Origin of the sequence: Pacificoceanicola algae, from assembly GCF_049341065.1 — a bacterium.
Taxonomy (GTDB): Bacteria; Pseudomonadota; Alphaproteobacteria; order Rhodobacterales; family Rhodobacteraceae; genus Pacificoceanicola.
Genome location: NZ_JBMPIX010000032.1, coordinates 11,936 through 27,739, shown reverse-complemented (window position 1 = coordinate 27,739; position 15,804 = coordinate 11,936). Strand labels below are relative to the sequence as shown.

The following is a 15,804-nucleotide window of genomic DNA, read 5'->3' as shown; positions in this document are numbered from 1 at the left end:
CCTGCGCTCAGTGGTACCCGACCACTTTCAGCGCGCCGTCTTCCACGGTGTATTCCGCGTAAGAGCCCGCCGCTTCGCCCGGTCCGACCAGTTCGACGCCAGTTGCGCCAGCATAGTCGATTTCGCCGCCATTCGCGAGAATGTCGAGCGCCTTGCCCAGCTCACCCGGAAGGATCACTTCACCCGGTGCGTTGGCCACGTCCATGACCTTGCCGGCATAGTCGCCCGGCTCGGTCGAATTGGCAGCCGCCATCGCCAGCAGGAGCAGCGCCGCCGCGTCATAACTTTCGCCCGCATAGACTGCGGTGCCGTCGATGCCAGCTGCGCTTGCCATTTCGGCAAACTTGGTGCCGCCTTCGTTTTCCGACCCGGCAATGGTGCCAATGGCGCCATCGATGTCGCTGCCGAAGGTTTCGGTCAGCGAGTCGCCGATCATCCCGTCGCCCAGCGCGAACAGGTCAAAGGCGCCCGAATCCAGCGAGGCCTGAATGATGCCTGCGCCGCCTTGGTCGACATAGCCCAGAACCACCAGCGCATCGCCGCCCGCCGAGGCCAGCGCGCCGACTTCGGCAGAATAGTCCGCCTTGCCATCTTCATGCGCCGCAGTCAGCGTCACTTCGCCGCCGCCTTCGGTGAAGTTGCTGTTGAACGCGTCGGCAAAGCCCTTGCCGTAGTCGTTGTTGGTATAGGTCACGGCCACCGACGTGATGCCCTTGTCCAGAAGGATCTGGGCCAGAACCGCGCCCTGACGTGCGTCAGACGGGGCGGTGCGGAAGAAAAGACCGTTGTCTTCTGCTGCGCTCAGCGCCGGAGAGGTCGCAGAGGGCGAAATCATGACCATGCCGTTGGGCACGGCCACGTTGGCCAGAATGGCACCGGTCACGCCGGAGCAGTCCGAGCCCATGATGCCCTTGACACCTTCGCTGGTGATCAGGCGTTCCGCCGCCGAGGTGGCCGCGGCGCTATCAACGCAGGTGCTGTCTGCGCGCACCGGGGTGACCATGGCGCCGCCCATCAGCTTGCCGCTGTCGGTGGCTTCTTTCATCGCCATCTCAGCGCCTGCCGCCATCGCTGGGGTCAGGGATTCGATGGGGCCGGTAAAGCCCAGGATCACACCCAGTTTGATTTCATTTCCGTGGCTTTCGGCAAAAGCCGCGCCAGCAAGCATGACACCGGCCGTTGTGGCCATGAGTAGCTTTTTCATTCGGTAAACTCCCTAGTTGGAACTTGTGTCCAGCGGTCAGACTACGTGCGGCAAATGCAAAAGAAAAGAGGCTTCACCAGCCCTGCCGCCGGGTCACTGCGCCTTGTCCGTCAGGGGCATGAGACCATATTCCTCACAGGAGGTTCCATAATGCGAAATTCAATTCCCATTATTCTTTCTGTCGGTTTCGCCTGCGCAGCTCAGGCTGGCCCGATCGAGACCAACGCCGGAACCCTGCAGGCGGTTTCGGTTGTGGATGGGCTCGAGACGCCCTGGGCTTTTGACTTTCTGCCCGATGGCACAATCCTGATCACCGAGCGTGATGGCGCGTTGATCGCGGTGCGCGATGGGCAACGCTGGCAGGTAAATGGGCTTCCGCGGGTATATTCCGATGGTCAGGGGGGATTGCTTGACATTCTGGTGCCCGATGATTTTGCCACAAACCGCGAGATTTTCCTGACCTATGCTCGCAAACAGGGGCTGTTTGGCGCCGGAACCGCTGTCTTTCGCGCCCGGCTGTCTGATGACGGTCGCAGTCTGAAAGACGGCAAGACGATATTTGAGATGACGCGGGGCTCTGGCGGCGGGGTTCACTTTGGCTCGCGTCTGGTCGAGGCACCGGATGGCACGCTGTACGTCACCGTCGGTGATCGCGGCGATGGGGAAAAGGCGCAGAACCTTGCGCTGCATAATGGCTCGGTTCTGCGGATCACGCGGGACGGGGCAGCGCCGGCCAATAATCCCTTTGTCGGCACTGGTGGCGCGCAGCCGCAAATCTGGTCCTATGGTCACCGCAATCCGCAAGGCGCGGCTTTGGACGGGTCGGGGCAGCTTTGGACTGTTGAACACGGCGCACGGGGCGGAGACGAGGTGAACAAGATCACCCCCGGCATGAACTACGGCTGGCCAGTGATTTCCTACGGGGTGAATTACAACGGCAGCAAGATCGGCGAAGGTACGCGGAAGGACGGCATGACCCAGCCCGAGCATTACTGGGATCCCTCCATCGCCCCCTCGGGCATGACGTTCTATGACGGCAAAGTTGCCGACTGGCGCGGCGATGCCTTTGTCGGATCACTCAAGTTCAACATGATCTCGCGGCTGTCCGGCGATCCGCTGCGCGAGGTTGAACGGATCGAGGGCCCCGAGACCCAGCGCGTGCGCGACGTGGCGCAAGGCTTGGACGGGGCGCTGTGGTTCCTGTCGGTCTACAACGGTGCGCTTTACCGGCTTGAATAGGGAATGCGCGACTAGGCAAGCAACGCGTGCAATGCCACTCTGAGCGAAAACCTTTGTTCGGAGTATGCCATGCGCCCTGTTTTCAAACTCTTTGCATATGCCCTGTCCGGCCTGCTTTTGGCCGTGCCTGCCGCCGCGCAGGAGCAGGATGCGATCTTTGCCGACTACAACGCGATGCGCAGCGAAATGGATCGCCTGATCCAAAGGCGCAATATTCAGGATCTGATGCTGCGCTTTGGTGGCGCCGACGAAATGACCATTCAGCAGTTGGACAATCTCGACGCACAGGTGGACCGCCTGTACCCGGATGACTTCCAGAATGTCGCTGTGATCCGCAGGGTGACGCTTGAAAACGGGTTCAGTCAGGAACTTTTGGCCTATTGGACCGGCTACAGCTATCTCTACGCCTATGTCTTTTACCATGATCGCGGCGATGAGGTCATCTCGATCAACTTCCGTTTCAACAGCGACTTCGCGACGCTCAGCGGATTGTTTTAGGGCCGGGGCAGGGCAAAGACCGCCGTGTCGCACCATTCGGTGCCGTCATAAAGAAAGTCTTTCTCGCGCAGCTCGACCTGCTCAAAGCCCAACCGCCCGAGCAGGCGAATGGAGGCGATGTTGCGCGGGTCGGCCTCGGCGGTCACGGCAGGGATGTCGGGGAACTTGGCGAAACACATCGGCAGGATCGCCTGCATCGCCTCGAAGGCGAGCCCTTTGCCCCAGTGATCTGGGTGCAGCAGATAACCGACCTCGGGCTTTTTCCACATGCCGGCCTTGCCGATGCACCGCCCCTCGAACTCCAGAATGTAATCGACCCGCTTGTCCAGATCGCGGTTGATGAACCATTCGAGGAATTTTTCGGTACGATCGATGTCGTCATGGGCGGCGTGGGACCAATAGCGCATGGCACTGGGATCAGAAAAGATCGCATGCAGATCGTACAGGTCTTTGGTCTGCGCCTCGCGCAGGATCAATCGCTTGGTCTGGATCACACCGACAGGCGCGCCGCATGGGCGCCGCGTTCCCGATAGGGCGTGGTGTCATAATGCGCCCGGTAGCATTTCGAGAAATGCGACGGGCTGGCAAAGCCGCAGGCCAGTGCCACGTTGATCACGCTCATGTCGGTCTGCATCAGCAGATTGCGCGCTTTTTGCAGACGCAGTTCCATATAATAGCGCTTGGGGGACCGATTCAGGTAGCGTCGGAACAGACGCTCCAGCTGCCGGGTCGACATGCCCACGTCCTTGGCGAGGATCGACGGGCTGATCGGTTCCTCGATATTGGCTTCCATCTGCTGGATGACCTGACTCAGCTTGGGGTGACGCACGCCGATGCGCGTCGGAACCGACAGCCGCTGGGTATCCTGATCGGTGCGGATCGAGCTGTAGATCTGCTGGTCCGCCACGGCGCTGGCCAGTTCTTCGCCGTGGTCATTGGCGATGACCTGCAAGAACAGGTCGATGGACGATGTCCCCCCGGCGGTGGTCAGCCGGTTGCCATCAATGGTAAAGACGGACTTGGTCAGGATGACGTCTTCGAATTCCTCGGAAAAGCTGTCCTGATTCTCCCAATGAATCGTCGCGCGCTTGCCATCCAGCAGCCCGGCCTTGGCCAGAGTGTGGGCGGCGGTGCACAACCCGGCAAAAGCAACGCCCTTGCGCGCCTCGCGGCGAATCCAGTTCAGCAGCTTCTTGGTCGAAGCGTCCTGAACATCCGCCCCGCCGCAGACCACGACAGTATCATCGCGGTGCAACTCTTCCAAGGCGGCGTCCAGCTTGAATTCGGTCCCGGTAGAGCAGGCCACGGTGTCGCCAGTTTCGCCAACGATCTGCCAAGAATAGAGTTTCTTGCCCGACATCCGGTTGGCCAGGCGCAGACAATCAAGCGCCGCAGCAAAACTGAGCAGCGTGAAATTGTCCAAGAGCACAAACACAAAGCGGCGCGGTTTGCTCGGAACTGTTTCCAGTTCGACAATTTGGCGCTGTGCGGGTGGCAGCATCTGGTGGCGTCCTTCTCGGCTCAAAACGACACGATCAGTCGTCTTACGACACCGACTTGGTCAGATGCGGCTCGGCACGTCAAGAGACAGGGCGGAATTTCATGGTTGGGCTGGCCCGCACCTTTCGCTATAGAGCGTGGACGTTAACGCTCACTGTTGAGAAACCGGAGAAGACCAATGACCGAGTGGCAGAAATCGACCTGGCGCCAAAAACCTCGGGTGCAGATGCCTGATTATACGGATGAGGCCGCGCTGAATGCCGTCGAGGCGCAGCTTTCCAAGTATCCGCCGCTGGTTTTTGCCGGCGAAGCGCGCAAACTGAAAACCGCACTCGGGTCTGCTGGCCGCGGCGAGGCGTTCCTGCTTCAGGGCGGCGATTGCGCCGAAAGCTTTGAGCAGTTCAGCGCCGATGGCATCCGCGACACCTTCAAGGTGATGCTGCAGATGGCGATGGTTCTGACCTATGGCGCCAAGGTGCCCGTGGTCAAGGTTGGCCGCATGGCGGGCCAGTTCGCCAAACCGCGCAGCGCCCCCACCGAGGTCAAGGATGGCGTCGAGCTGCCCAGTTACCGCGGTGACATCATCAACGAGCTTGACTTCACTCCCGAGGCCCGCATTCCCGACCCGAAAAAGATGCTTCAGGCCTACACACAGGCCGCCGCTTCGCTGAACCTGTTGCGCGCCTTTTCGACCGGCGGTTATGCCGACGTGCATCAGGTGCACCAGTGGACGCTGGGCTTTACCGAAGGCGAGAAGGCCTCCAAGTATCGCGATATGGCGAACCGGATCAGCGATACGCTGGACTTCATGAAGGCCGCCGGAGTCACCGGCAATCAGGCCCACACGCTGCAATCGGTGGACTTCTATACCTCGCACGAGGCGCTGTTGCTGGAGTACGAAGAGGCGCTGACCCGTCTGGATTCGACCTCGGGCAAGTGGCTGGCAGGGTCGGGTCACATGATCTGGATCGGCGACCGCACGCGCCAGCCCGACGGGGCACACGTGGAGTTTGCCCGCGGCGTGCTGAACCCGGTTGGTCTGAAATGCGGCCCGACCACCACTGCCGAAGATCTCAAGCTGCTGATTTCCAAGCTCAACCCGAGCAACGAAGAAGGCAAGCTGACCCTGATCGCGCGCTTTGGCGCGGGCAAGGTGGCGGAAAACCTGCCGCGCCTGATCAAGGCGGTGCAGGAAGAGGGCGCCAATGTCACCTGGGTCTGCGATCCGATGCATGGCAACACGATCAAATCGGCCACCGGCTACAAGACCCGCCCGTTTGACGCGGTCTTGCGTGAAGTGCGCGAATTCTTTGCGGTGCACGCATCCGAGGGCAGTATCCCGGGCGGTGTGCATTTCGAGATGACCGGTCAGGACGTGACCGAATGCACCGGCGGCGTGCGCGACGTGACCGAAGAGGATCTGAGCGATCGTTACCACACCGCTTGCGATCCGCGTCTGAACGCTTCGCAAGCGCTGGAACTGGCTTTCCTTGTCGCAGAAGAGCTGACCGACCGTCGTCAGTCGGCGGCTGAGGCAGCCAACGGCTAATCCAACAGCTCCACTAAAAAAGAAAACCCCGCTGTGCCAAACGCACGGCGGGGTTTTTCATGTTCGGGTTCCACTCGGCCGTTCAGAGCGTCGGGCCGGTGCGTTGCAAACAGATATGCGGCCTGTGTTTCCTCTGTGGGAACAGAAACAGGACAGAGAGGTCTTCTCTGTCCTGGGCGCAAGGACATTCGCGGCCCTGACGCGGCCACGCATGTCGTATCAGTCGTTGGAAACCACCAGCCGCAGATGACCGCGGTGCGGGGCCTCTGGTTTGCTCGGCGCCTCCAGCTTGCCTTGATAGGCGGTGCGGGTCTCGGCAAATTCGGGTTTTGGCTTGGGGGTGGTCAGCCCCAAGGCAGGCAAGGGCGCCTTATCACCCTGATCGGCAGGCGCGATCGGCCGTGGTTCGCAGGTCCTTGCCCCAAGTGCAGGCTTCACATCGATATGGGTGATGTTGAACCGGCGCGGGGTGCGGCCAATGCGGCCTTGCGTGACCAAAGCGCCCAGCGCCCGGCTGATATCGCCAAAGTCCGAGCGCAGCGGCAGGATGATCATATGGCCTTCGATGTCAGGCTTGCCAAAACCGCCTTCGCCGCGCAGCTCGATGCGGATCACCGCAGGCTGGGCGAAAAGCTGTTCGATCACCTGACCGAATTTCTCGCGATCTGCCGGGGCGATCAGTGTTGACAGCGGCATCCCGGCGATCTGCATGCCCATCAAATCGGACAGGTGGGTACCCGCGACGCGGACCTTGCCCATGCTGGGGGCAATCTTTTCCATCAGGAAGGCGTTTTCCAGCGCACTTTCCATGCCGCGAGGATCGACCTGACTGCGCAGTGGAACCTGATCTTCGCCGCACAGGCCCAACCAATAGCTTTCAACCGCCCTGATCGGGGCCAGCCGCTTTGCTTTTTCCCGTTCCGTCATCGACACCACGTCCCGACCTTTTCCGCCATTACCCAGCATTGTCTTCGCTCCTAGCGCTTGATCGCTTGGTAGGAGCCCCCTTCCACCAAAGCAACTTAATCATTCTTGCTGAGTCCTTACTAGCAAAACTCTGACCTAATTTCGCCTCATTTGTGTCCAAAAGGTTAATGATGGGCTATGTTTTGCCCAATCAGAGGGGGTGGGGGTCATCCTATAATATCGCGCAAGGTCAGCATGTTAACCTTTCTTAACGCCTCTGCGGCTTGCCTTGCCTGCGATCTGCCGATAGGCCGTTTGCATTAAGCATAAAGGAGGCCGGAATGCGGCAATCGATGACAGGTTTTGCCGCGTTGCAAGGCAAAGGGTTAACGTATTCCTGGACCTGGGAGCTACGCGGCGTCAACGGCAAGGGGCTGGATCTGCGCACGCGGCTGCCCGATTGGATCGACGGGCTGGAGGCGCAGGTACGGGCCTTGGCCGCAAAGGCGCTGACACGCGGCAATGTACAGATCGCGCTGCGGATCGCCACTTCGGGGGACGAAGGGGCCTTGCGGTTGGACGAAGGGCAACTGGGCGCCGTTCTGGATGCGATGACCCGGATCGAACACGAAGCGATGAGCATTGGCCTGTCACTGGCGCCGTCAACGGCGGCGGATATCGTGGCGCTGCGCGGCGTGATGACTTCGGAGGCCGCCGAGGTGGACCAAAAGACGCTGAACGCGGCGCTGCTGGACGATTTCGCCAAGGCGCTTGAGGCTTTTGTCCAGATGCGCCGGGCCGAAGGGGCGAAACTGGCCGAGGTTCTGACCCGGCAAACCAGCGACATCGCCGCGCTTGTGGATGAAGCCGAAGAGCAGGCCAAAGCGCGTGAGGTGGCGCAGGCCGAGCGCCTCAAGACCCAGTTGGCGCGGGTCATGGACAACAGCGACACCGTGGACGAGGGGCGCATCGCGCAGGAACTGGCGCTGATCGCGGTCAAGTCAGACGTTACAGAAGAAATCGACCGCCTGCGCGCGCATGTGCAGGCCGCGCGTGATCTTCTGGCCGAAGCGGGCTCGGTCGGGCGCAAGCTGGACTTCCTGATGCAGGAGTTCAACCGCGAGGCCAACACGCTTTGTTCCAAATCCGGCGATCCGGTGTTGACCCGAACGGGGCTGGCGCTCAAGACGGTGATCGAGCAGATGCGTGAACAGGTTCAGAATGTGGAGTAAGATATGACGCGGCGCCGCGGCCTTTTGATCATTCTGTCGTCGCCTTCGGGTGCCGGCAAATCCACCCTGTCCAAACGCCTGCTGGAGTGGGACCCGTCGCTGAGTTTTTCGGTATCGGCCACCACCCGCGCCCCGCGCCCCGGTGAGGTGGACGGGACGGATTACCATTTCCTCAGCGAAGACCAGTTCAAGCGCGACGTGAACAACGATGGGATGCTGGAACACGCGCATGTGTTCGGCAATTTCTACGGCAGCCCGCGCGCGCCGATACAAGAGGCCATCGACGCTGGCAACGATGTGCTGTTCGACATCGACTGGCAAGGCGCGCAGCAGATCGTGAACTCGGCTCTGGGGCGTCACACGCTGTCGATCTTTATCCTGCCGCCCTCGATTTCGGAATTGCGGCGCCGGTTGATCAGCCGAGGGCAGGATTCCGACGAGGTGATCGCGAAGCGGATGCAGAAAAGCTGGGATGAAATCAGCCATTGGGGCAGCTATGACTATGTGCTGGTCAATGATGATCTGGACCGGACCTTCGGCGATTTGCAGACCATCGTGACGGCAACGCGCCTTCGGCGTTTGCAACAGCCAATGCTTGTGGAACATGTGCGCAAACTTCAAACGGAATTCGAGGAGCTGTCATGACACTGTATTCTTTGGATGGGATCGACCCGGTTGTGGCGGCAGATGCCTGGGTGGCGCCGGATGCCAATGTGATCGGCAAAGTGGTTCTGGAAGAACGCTCCAGTGTCTGGTTCGGCTGCACTCTGCGCGGCGACAACGAAGAGATCCGCGTCGGGGCGGGGTCAAACGTGCAGGAGAATGTCGTTTGCCATACGGATATGGGCTATCCTCTGGTGATCGGAGCGGGCTGTACCATTGGCCACAAGGTCATGCTGCACGGCTGTGTGATCGGAGAAAACACGCTGATCGGCATGGGCGCGACGATTTTGAACGGCGCGAAGATCGGCAAGAACTGCCTGATCGGAGCAGGGGCCCTGATCACCGAGGGCAAGGAAATACCCGACGGCAGTCTGGTGATGGGGATGCCGGGCAAGGTCGTACGGCAATTGGACGAGGCCGCGATCGAAGGCCTGCGCGCCTCGGCTCGGCATTATCAGGACAACGCGGCGCGCTATGCCAAGGGGCTGCGCGCGCTCTGAGGGAATCGGAAAATTTTTCAGGGAAAATTTTTCAGGGAAAATTTTGTTGGGGGCTCTGCCCCCGCGCCTTTGGCGCTCCCCCGGGATATTTTTGGACCAGTGAAATCAGGAGAGTGGGATGAAACCGACATTGCAAAGACCTGTCGTGCCTTTGGTTGGGGCGTCGCGCCCCGTGGTCACGCCGATCATGCCGTCCGTGGTCTATGCCTCTGACAGCCCGGATGCGCTGGATGCGCAGTATGAAGGGCGGGTGCATGGGCACACTTACGCGCGTGAAGGGCATCCCAATGCCGATGTTCTGGCCGCGCGGATTGATGCGCTGGAAGGTATGAGCGGCGGGATCGTCATGGGGTCCGGCATGGCGGCGGTTGCGGCGGTCCTGCTGGGGCTGTGCAAGGCGGGCGATCATGTGGTTGGTGGCAATCAGCTGTATGGGCGGTCCTTGCGGATGATGTCCGAGGATCTGCCGCGGTTGGGGATCAAGACGAGCCTGGCTGATCCCACGGATGTGGCAGCGATCGAGGCGGCCCTGCGACCTGAGACCCGGATGGTGCTGATCGAAGTTGTGTCGAACCCGACATTGCGGGTGGCCGATCTGGACGGGATTGCCGCGCTGTGCAAGGCGCGCGGCGTTCTTTTGGCGGTGGACAATACCTTTACCACACCCGCGGCTGTGCGTCCGGTCGAGCATGGCGCGGATATCGTGATCCAGTCCGTGACCAAGCTTTTGGCGGGGCATTCCGATGTCACTCTGGGATGGGTTGCCGCTGTGGATCCGGAACTGGCGGCGCAGATGCGCGTCTTTGCGGTGACCACGGGGCTGACAGCCAGCCCCTTTGACTGCTGGCTGGCCGAGCGCGGCCTTGCGACCTTTGGCTTGCGCTTTGCCCGCACGCAGGAGACCGCCGAGCGGCTCGCGGCGCATCTGGCGGGGCAGACCGGGGTTCGCCGGGTGCTGTATCCGACACGTGCGGATCACCCCGACGCCGCGCGGTCGCAGGGGTTGCTGCAAGGGCAGGGCTGCAACATGGTCAGTTTTGAGATCGAGGGCGGGCGCGCCGCGGCCAATGCCTTTGCCGAGGCTGCCAAGGGCATCGCCTTTGCGCCGACACTTGGAGATGTGGGCACGACGCTGTCGCACCCGGCGTCCTCCTCGCACCGCGCCCTGACGCCCGAGGGGCGTGACGCGATAGGTATATCCGAGGGGTTTTTCCGTGTCTCAGTCGGGCTCGAAGACCCAGAGGCGCTGATCGCCTGCTTTGACGACGGGCTTGCCGCTGCGCGGAAAGTCTGAGCCGTGTCTGCCCCGCAAGCCTATCTGGATGCGCTGCCGCTGCCTGCGGTGCTGATCCGTCCGGACGAACGGATTGCAGGGGTGAATGCCCCTGCAACGGCACTTTTGGGGGCAGGGCTGACGGGCGGGCATTTTATCAACGCCTTGCGCCAACCGGGGCTGCTGGACGCCATCGAGGGATGTCTTGCGCAGCGCAGCCCGCGCGAGGCCGACTATCTGACCAGCGACGGCGATCAGGACACCACCTATTTCGTCACCGTGCGTCCGGTGCCTTTGGCGAACGGCGACATCGGCGCGCTGGCCTGTTTTCAGGACGTGACCCATCTGGAGCAGTCGGACCGGATGCGACGCGATTTCGTGGCCAATGTCAGCCATGAATTGCGCACGCCTTTGACCGCCATCATGGGCTTTATCGAAACGCTCAAGGGGCCTGCGCTGAACGACGCACCGGCGCGGATGCGGTTTCTGGACATCATGGAGCGGGAAGCCTCGCGGATGAACCGGCTGGTCGGGGATCTGCTGTCCCTCAGCCGGGTCGAACAGGAAGAGCGGGTGCGCCCGACGGGACGGTTGGACCCGGCCGATCTGATCCGCAGCACGTTGCACGGGCTGGATCAACTGGCACAAGAGGCGGGCGTGACGATACGGACCGAGCTTCCCGATCAGGGGTTCGAGATCATGGGCGATGCGGACCAGTTGCGTCAGGTGCTGACGAACCTGATCGAGAACGCGATCAAATATTCCGGGAGCGGAACGCAGGTCACCGTTCGGCTGTCCGCGCCCGAATACCGGCCGCGCCTGCGCTGCGAAGGGATTCGCATCGAGGTCGAGGATACCGGACCGGGCATCGACCCTTTGCACGTTCCGCGCCTGACCGAGCGTTTCTACCGTGTCGACAGCCATCGGTCCCGCGAAAAAGGCGGGACGGGGCTGGGGCTGGCGATTGTCAAACATATCGTGTCGCGTCATCGCGGGCGGCTGAATATCGAAAGCGCCTTGGGCAAAGGCAGCCTGTTTCGCGTGACCTTGCCGGTCAAGTAAAATCGTTTTGAGTCAGGGTGTTGCCGGGGGTTTCTCAGGCGCAACCTTCATGGGGCATGCTATTGTTTTTCCTGCATTCAGAATATTTCCAGCGGCAAAAGCCTCTTGTCATAAAACAGTTACACAACTGTCACAAAAGCATTGCCCAAGACCCTTAGCACCCGGTCTCAAGGCGGATGTCACAGGGACATTCGCCATCGAGAAATCAGGAGTTCGATATGAACGTGAAACTCACCGCCTCTGCTCTGGCGATTGCTGCTGTCTCCGCCACTACTGCCGCCGCGCGCGACAATGTTCAGGTTGCCGGGTCTTCGACCGTGCTGCCCTATGCCTCGATCGTGGCCGAAGCCTTTGGTGAAAACTTTGACTTCCCGACACCGGTTGTTGAATCGGGCGGCTCCTCGGCTGGTCTCAAGCGGTTCTGCGAAGGCGTGGGCGAGAACACCATCGACATTGCCAACGCGTCGCGCAAGATCAAGGACAGCGAGATCAAGGCCTGCGCCGACGCAGGCGTGACCGACATCATCGAAGTCCGCATCGGCTATGACGGCATCGTCTTTGCCAGCCAGATCGATGGCCCGGCCTTCACTGCGTTCCAGCCGGTTGACCTGTTCAACGCCTTGGGCGCCAAGGTCGCCAAAGACGGCGCGCTGGTCGAGAACACCAACACCATGTGGTCCGATTTCAACGCCGACCTGCCGGCCGTCGAAATCGCCGCCTTCATCCCGGGCACCAAGCACGGCACCCGCGAAGTGTTTGAAACCAAGGTGATGTTCGAAGGCTGCAAGGAAGCTGGCGCATTCGATCTGTACATGGCGGAAAATGGTGGCGACAAGAAAGCCGCCGAGGCCGCGTGCTTCGAAGTGCGCACCGACGGCAAATCGGTCGACATCGACGGCGACTACACCGAAACGCTGGCCCGCATCGACAGCAACGCCAATGCCATCGGCGTCTTCGGTCTGGCCTTCTACGAGAACAACACCGACAAGCTGAAGGTCGCGACCATGGGCGGCGTTGCCCCTTCGACCGAAAGCATCGCAACCGGCGAATACCCGGTGTCGCGTCCGCTGTACTTCTACGTCAAGAAGGCCCACATCGGCGTGATCCCCGGCCTGAAAGAATACGCTGAGTTCTTTGTCGCCGACGAGATCGCCGGCCCCGATGGCCCGCTGTCCGAGTACGGTCTGGTGTCCGATCCCGAATTGGCCGACACGCAGACTTTGGTTGCCGACGAGAAAACCATGGGCGCCGACATGTAATCAGGCCCCGGCCTGACACGACAGGGGCGGCATATTCCGCCGCCCCTTTTCCTTTTAGGACCTTTTCAAAACGCCCCGGGGGATACATGCCGCTACTATGGCTTGCTGCACTACTGATCGCGCTCAGCGTCCTTGGCTTCGCCCTTGGACGCTTCAAGGCGATGGCCTCGGTTGGGAATGACCGCCGCAAGTTGCACTCGCTGCCCAACTATTACGGCTGGAACGTTTTTCTCAAGGTGGCGACGCCTGCCTTTGGTCTGCTGGTGGTTTGGCTTTTGGTCCAGCCGCTTTTGGTGAATTCGCAGGTGTCCGCGCTTGTCCCCGACAGTGCCATTTCCGAAGGCAGCACGCGCGGTCTGGTGATGTCCGACGTGCGACGGGTGGCCGATGGTCTGGATCTGGCGGTCGGGCAGGGGCTATTGACGACCCGCCAGTCGGGCGAGATTGCCGCCGAGGACGTCAAGAAGGTTCTGGGCGATGCGGGCGTTGCCCTGGGCGCCGAAGTCAGCAACGAGGTGCTGACCGCAGCGGGCGTCTACCGGGACATGACCGAGACCGGGCGCCTTTGGATGGCAATTGCCACGGTGGCCGTGGCGGTCCTTGGCCTTGGATTTGGCCTGCTCCAGTCCAAGGGAGACTACCGGGCGCGCAACGTGGTCGAGCAAGGAGTGCGGGGCATCCTTCTGTTCGCCGCCTCCATCGCCATTCTGACAACCGTTGGGATCGTCCTGTCGTTGATCGGCAACACGATCCGCTTTTTCGAACTGTATCCGGCCAGCCAGTTCTTTGGCTCGGGCACCTGGCTGCCCTCGTTTGGCGGCGGTGTCGACTCGGATGGCAACCCGCTGTCCAAGTTGGGCATCCTGCCGCTGCTGTGGGGCACACTCTATATTTCGGTGATCGCGCTGGCCGTGGCGGTGCCGATTGGCCTGTTCGCTGCGGTCTACCTGTCGGAATACGCTGGGCCCAAGACCCGCGCGATCGCCAAGCCATTGCTCGAAGTACTGGCGGGCATCCCGACCATCGTCTACGGCCTTTTTGCCCTGCTGACGGTTGGGCCGATGTTGCTGAGCGTCTTCGGCGATGGGGGGCTGGGCTGGATGCAGGCCGGAACGGCGGTGATGACCGCAGGTCTGGTGATGGGTATCATGCTGATCCCATTCGTGTCCTCGCTGTCCGATGACATTATCAATGCGGTGCCGCAGGCGATGCGCGATGGATCCTATGGATTGGGCGCGACGCAATCCGAAACCATCAAGCAGGTGGTCCTGCCCGCAGCCCTACCGGGGATCGTCGGCGCCATCCTACTGGCCGCCAGCCGCGCCATCGGCGAGACGATGATCGTCGTGCTTGGGGCCGGGGCCGCTGCACGGCTGTCGATGAACCCCTTCGACGCCATGACCACCGTGACCGCCAAGATCGTTTCCCAGCTGACCGGGGATGCCGACTTTGCCAGCCCCGAGGCGCTGGTGGCCTTTGCCCTTGGCATGTCGTTGTTTGTCCTGACTTTGGGGCTCAACATCTTTGCCCTTTATATCGTGCGCAAATACCGGGAGCAGTACGAATGACCGATGCCAGCATGAATGCCCCCGACCGGCGGCGCGCATCATTGACCGATGCCGACGCCCGCACCGTCAAGCGCAACCGCGCCGAGCGTCGCTTTCGCGCCTATGGCATTGCCGCCATCGCGACCGGAATCTTTTTCCTTGTGGTGTTGCTGACCGCGATCCTGTCCAACGGGGTTGGCGCTTTTCAACAGACTTTTATCACCACGCCGGTCTATCTGGATCCGGCCAAGTTGGACAAGAACGGGGAAGGCAACATTGAGGACATCAAGAAGGTCTCGACCTTTGGCTACAGCCCGCTGATCGAGAAGGCCCTGTTCGCGCAGGTGCAGGATCTGGGAATTGAAACGCCGCTGACCAAAGACAAGGATATGAAGGCGCTGGTCTCGGCCTCGGCGGCGGCGCAGGTGCGCGACGTGGTCATCGACGACCCGTCCCTGATCGGTCAGACGGTTGAATTCCGCATTCTCGCCTCGTCGCGGGTGGATGGCTATATCAAAGGCCGCGTCAGCCGCGACAGCATTGCCCGCGACAAGAAGATCGCACCCGAGCATCTGGATCTTGTCGACGCGCTGCGCGACGCCGGGGCGCTGAAGCGGTCCTTCAACATGGATTTTGTCTTTGGGGCCGATGCCTCGGAAAGCCGGCCCGAACAGGCGGGCCTTGGCGTGTCGATGCTGGGATCCTTGTTCATGATGCTGGTGGTGCTGGTGCTGTCCTTGCCGATCGGGGTCGCCGCCTCGATCTACCTTGAGGAATTCGCCCCGCAAAACCGCTTTACCGATCTGATCGAGGTGAACATCTCGAATCTCGCGGCGGTGCCCTCCATCGTCTTTGGTATCCTTGGTCTGGCGGTGTTCATCCAGTTCGCCCACCTGCCGCAATCGGCGCCGCTGGTCGGCGGTCTGGTGCTGACGCTGATGACCTTGCCGACGATCATCATCTCGACACGGGCTTCGCTGAAATCGGTGCCGCCCAGTATCCGCGATGCGGCGCTGGGGGTCGGAGCCAGCAAGATGCAGGCGGTGTTCCATCACGTTTTGCCCCTGGCCATGCCCGGCATTCTGACCGGTACCATCATCGGCCTTGCGCAGGCGCTGGGTGAGACCGCGCCGCTGCTGCTGATCGGCATGGTCGGCTATATCGCCACCAACTATCCCGACGGCATCGCCAGCGGTTTTCTTGATCCCAACTCGGCCATGCCGGCGCAGATCTATGAATGGGCGAAACGCTCTGACCCGGCCTATTACGAACGGGCCTGGGGCGGGATCATCATTCTTCTGGTGTTCTTGCTGACCATGAACATCATCGCCATCATCCTGCGCCGCCGCTTTGAGCGCCGCTGGTAAGTAAG

Annotated in this window: 15 protein-coding genes; 11 read left to right on the top strand and 4 right to left on the bottom strand. The window is 61.3% G+C overall.

Annotated features, from left to right (window positions below):
• Positions 1-7: 7 nt before the first annotated feature.
• Positions 8-1,204, bottom strand: coding sequence for an ABC transporter substrate-binding protein (locus ACOYQJ_RS24055; protein ID WP_422908445.1), 1,197 nt, complete (start codon positions 1,202-1,204; stop codon positions 8-10).
• A gap of 150 nt (positions 1,205-1,354) precedes the next feature.
• On the opposite strand from ACOYQJ_RS24055, the gene ACOYQJ_RS24050 reads away from it, so the two are divergent.
• Positions 1,355-2,443 carry a PQQ-dependent sugar dehydrogenase gene (locus tag ACOYQJ_RS24050; protein ID WP_422908444.1) on the top strand — a complete coding sequence of 363 codons (1,089 nt, stop codon included), beginning with the start codon at positions 1,355-1,357 and terminating at the stop codon, positions 2,441-2,443.
• 69 nt (positions 2,444-2,512) lie between these two features.
• A complete protein-coding gene (locus ACOYQJ_RS24045) occupies positions 2,513-2,941 on the top strand; it encodes a hypothetical protein (RefSeq protein WP_422908443.1) in 429 nt (142 codons plus the stop codon).
• On the opposite strand, the gene ACOYQJ_RS24040 is transcribed toward ACOYQJ_RS24045, so the two are convergent.
• Positions 2,938-3,435 carry a GNAT family N-acetyltransferase gene (locus ACOYQJ_RS24040; RefSeq protein WP_422908442.1) on the bottom strand — a complete coding sequence of 166 codons (498 nt, stop codon included), beginning with the start codon at positions 3,433-3,435 and terminating at the stop codon, positions 2,938-2,940. The two genes, ACOYQJ_RS24045 and ACOYQJ_RS24040, sit on opposite strands and share 4 nt — an antisense overlap.
• The gene (locus ACOYQJ_RS24035) at positions 3,432-4,442 is read right to left on the bottom strand and encodes a GlxA family transcriptional regulator (RefSeq protein WP_422908441.1); all 1,011 of its coding nucleotides are present in this window, start codon (positions 4,440-4,442) and stop codon (positions 3,432-3,434) included. The genes ACOYQJ_RS24040 and ACOYQJ_RS24035 overlap by 4 nt, the downstream gene beginning before the upstream one ends.
• Before the next feature lie 177 nt (positions 4,443-4,619).
• On the opposite strand from ACOYQJ_RS24035, the gene ACOYQJ_RS24030 reads away from it, so the two are divergent.
• The gene (locus ACOYQJ_RS24030) at positions 4,620-5,990 is read left to right on the top strand and encodes a class II 3-deoxy-7-phosphoheptulonate synthase (protein ID WP_422908440.1); all 1,371 of its coding nucleotides are present in this window, start codon (positions 4,620-4,622) and stop codon (positions 5,988-5,990) included.
• A 219-nt stretch (positions 5,991-6,209) separates the two neighbouring features.
• Here the strand turns inward: ACOYQJ_RS24030 and ACOYQJ_RS24025 are convergent, their stop codons facing one another.
• The gene (locus tag ACOYQJ_RS24025; RefSeq protein ID WP_422908439.1) at positions 6,210-6,956 is read right to left on the bottom strand and encodes a PAS domain-containing protein; all 747 of its coding nucleotides are present in this window, start codon (positions 6,954-6,956) and stop codon (positions 6,210-6,212) included.
• Between the two features lie 281 nt (positions 6,957-7,237).
• Between ACOYQJ_RS24025 and ACOYQJ_RS24020 the strand changes: the two genes are divergently transcribed.
• The 8 genes from ACOYQJ_RS24020 (at position 7,238) to pstA (ending at position 15,799) form a co-directional block, all read left to right on the top strand.
• Positions 7,238-8,128: a YicC/YloC family endoribonuclease gene (locus tag ACOYQJ_RS24020; protein WP_422908438.1), complete on the top strand. Its 891-nt coding sequence runs from the start codon at positions 7,238-7,240 to the stop codon at positions 8,126-8,128.
• A 3-nt stretch (positions 8,129-8,131) separates the two neighbouring features.
• On the top strand, positions 8,132-8,773 hold the full coding sequence (gmk, locus tag ACOYQJ_RS24015; protein ID WP_422908437.1) for a guanylate kinase: 642 nt from the start codon (positions 8,132-8,134) through the stop codon (positions 8,771-8,773).
• Complete coding sequence (locus ACOYQJ_RS24010; RefSeq protein WP_422908436.1) at positions 8,770-9,291, top strand: gamma carbonic anhydrase family protein; 522 nt, start codon at positions 8,770-8,772, stop codon at positions 9,289-9,291. The genes gmk and ACOYQJ_RS24010 overlap by 4 nt, the downstream gene beginning before the upstream one ends.
• A gap of 118 nt (positions 9,292-9,409) precedes the next feature.
• A complete protein-coding gene (locus ACOYQJ_RS24005) occupies positions 9,410-10,585 on the top strand; it encodes a trans-sulfuration enzyme family protein (protein WP_422908435.1) in 1,176 nt (391 codons plus the stop codon).
• Between the two features lie 3 nt (positions 10,586-10,588).
• A complete protein-coding gene (locus ACOYQJ_RS24000) occupies positions 10,589-11,626 on the top strand; it encodes an ATP-binding protein (RefSeq protein WP_422908434.1) in 1,038 nt (345 codons plus the stop codon).
• Between the two features lie 218 nt (positions 11,627-11,844).
• Positions 11,845-12,885, top strand: coding sequence for a substrate-binding domain-containing protein (locus tag ACOYQJ_RS23995; protein ID WP_422908433.1), 1,041 nt, complete (start codon positions 11,845-11,847; stop codon positions 12,883-12,885).
• An 86-nt stretch (positions 12,886-12,971) separates the two neighbouring features.
• Positions 12,972-14,453: a phosphate ABC transporter permease subunit PstC gene (gene pstC / locus ACOYQJ_RS23990; protein WP_422908432.1), complete on the top strand. Its 1,482-nt coding sequence runs from the start codon at positions 12,972-12,974 to the stop codon at positions 14,451-14,453.
• Positions 14,450-15,799: a phosphate ABC transporter permease PstA gene (pstA, locus tag ACOYQJ_RS23985; protein ID WP_422908431.1), complete on the top strand. Its 1,350-nt coding sequence runs from the start codon at positions 14,450-14,452 to the stop codon at positions 15,797-15,799. The genes pstC and pstA overlap by 4 nt, the downstream gene beginning before the upstream one ends.
• The last annotated feature ends 5 nt before the right edge of the window (positions 15,800-15,804 follow it).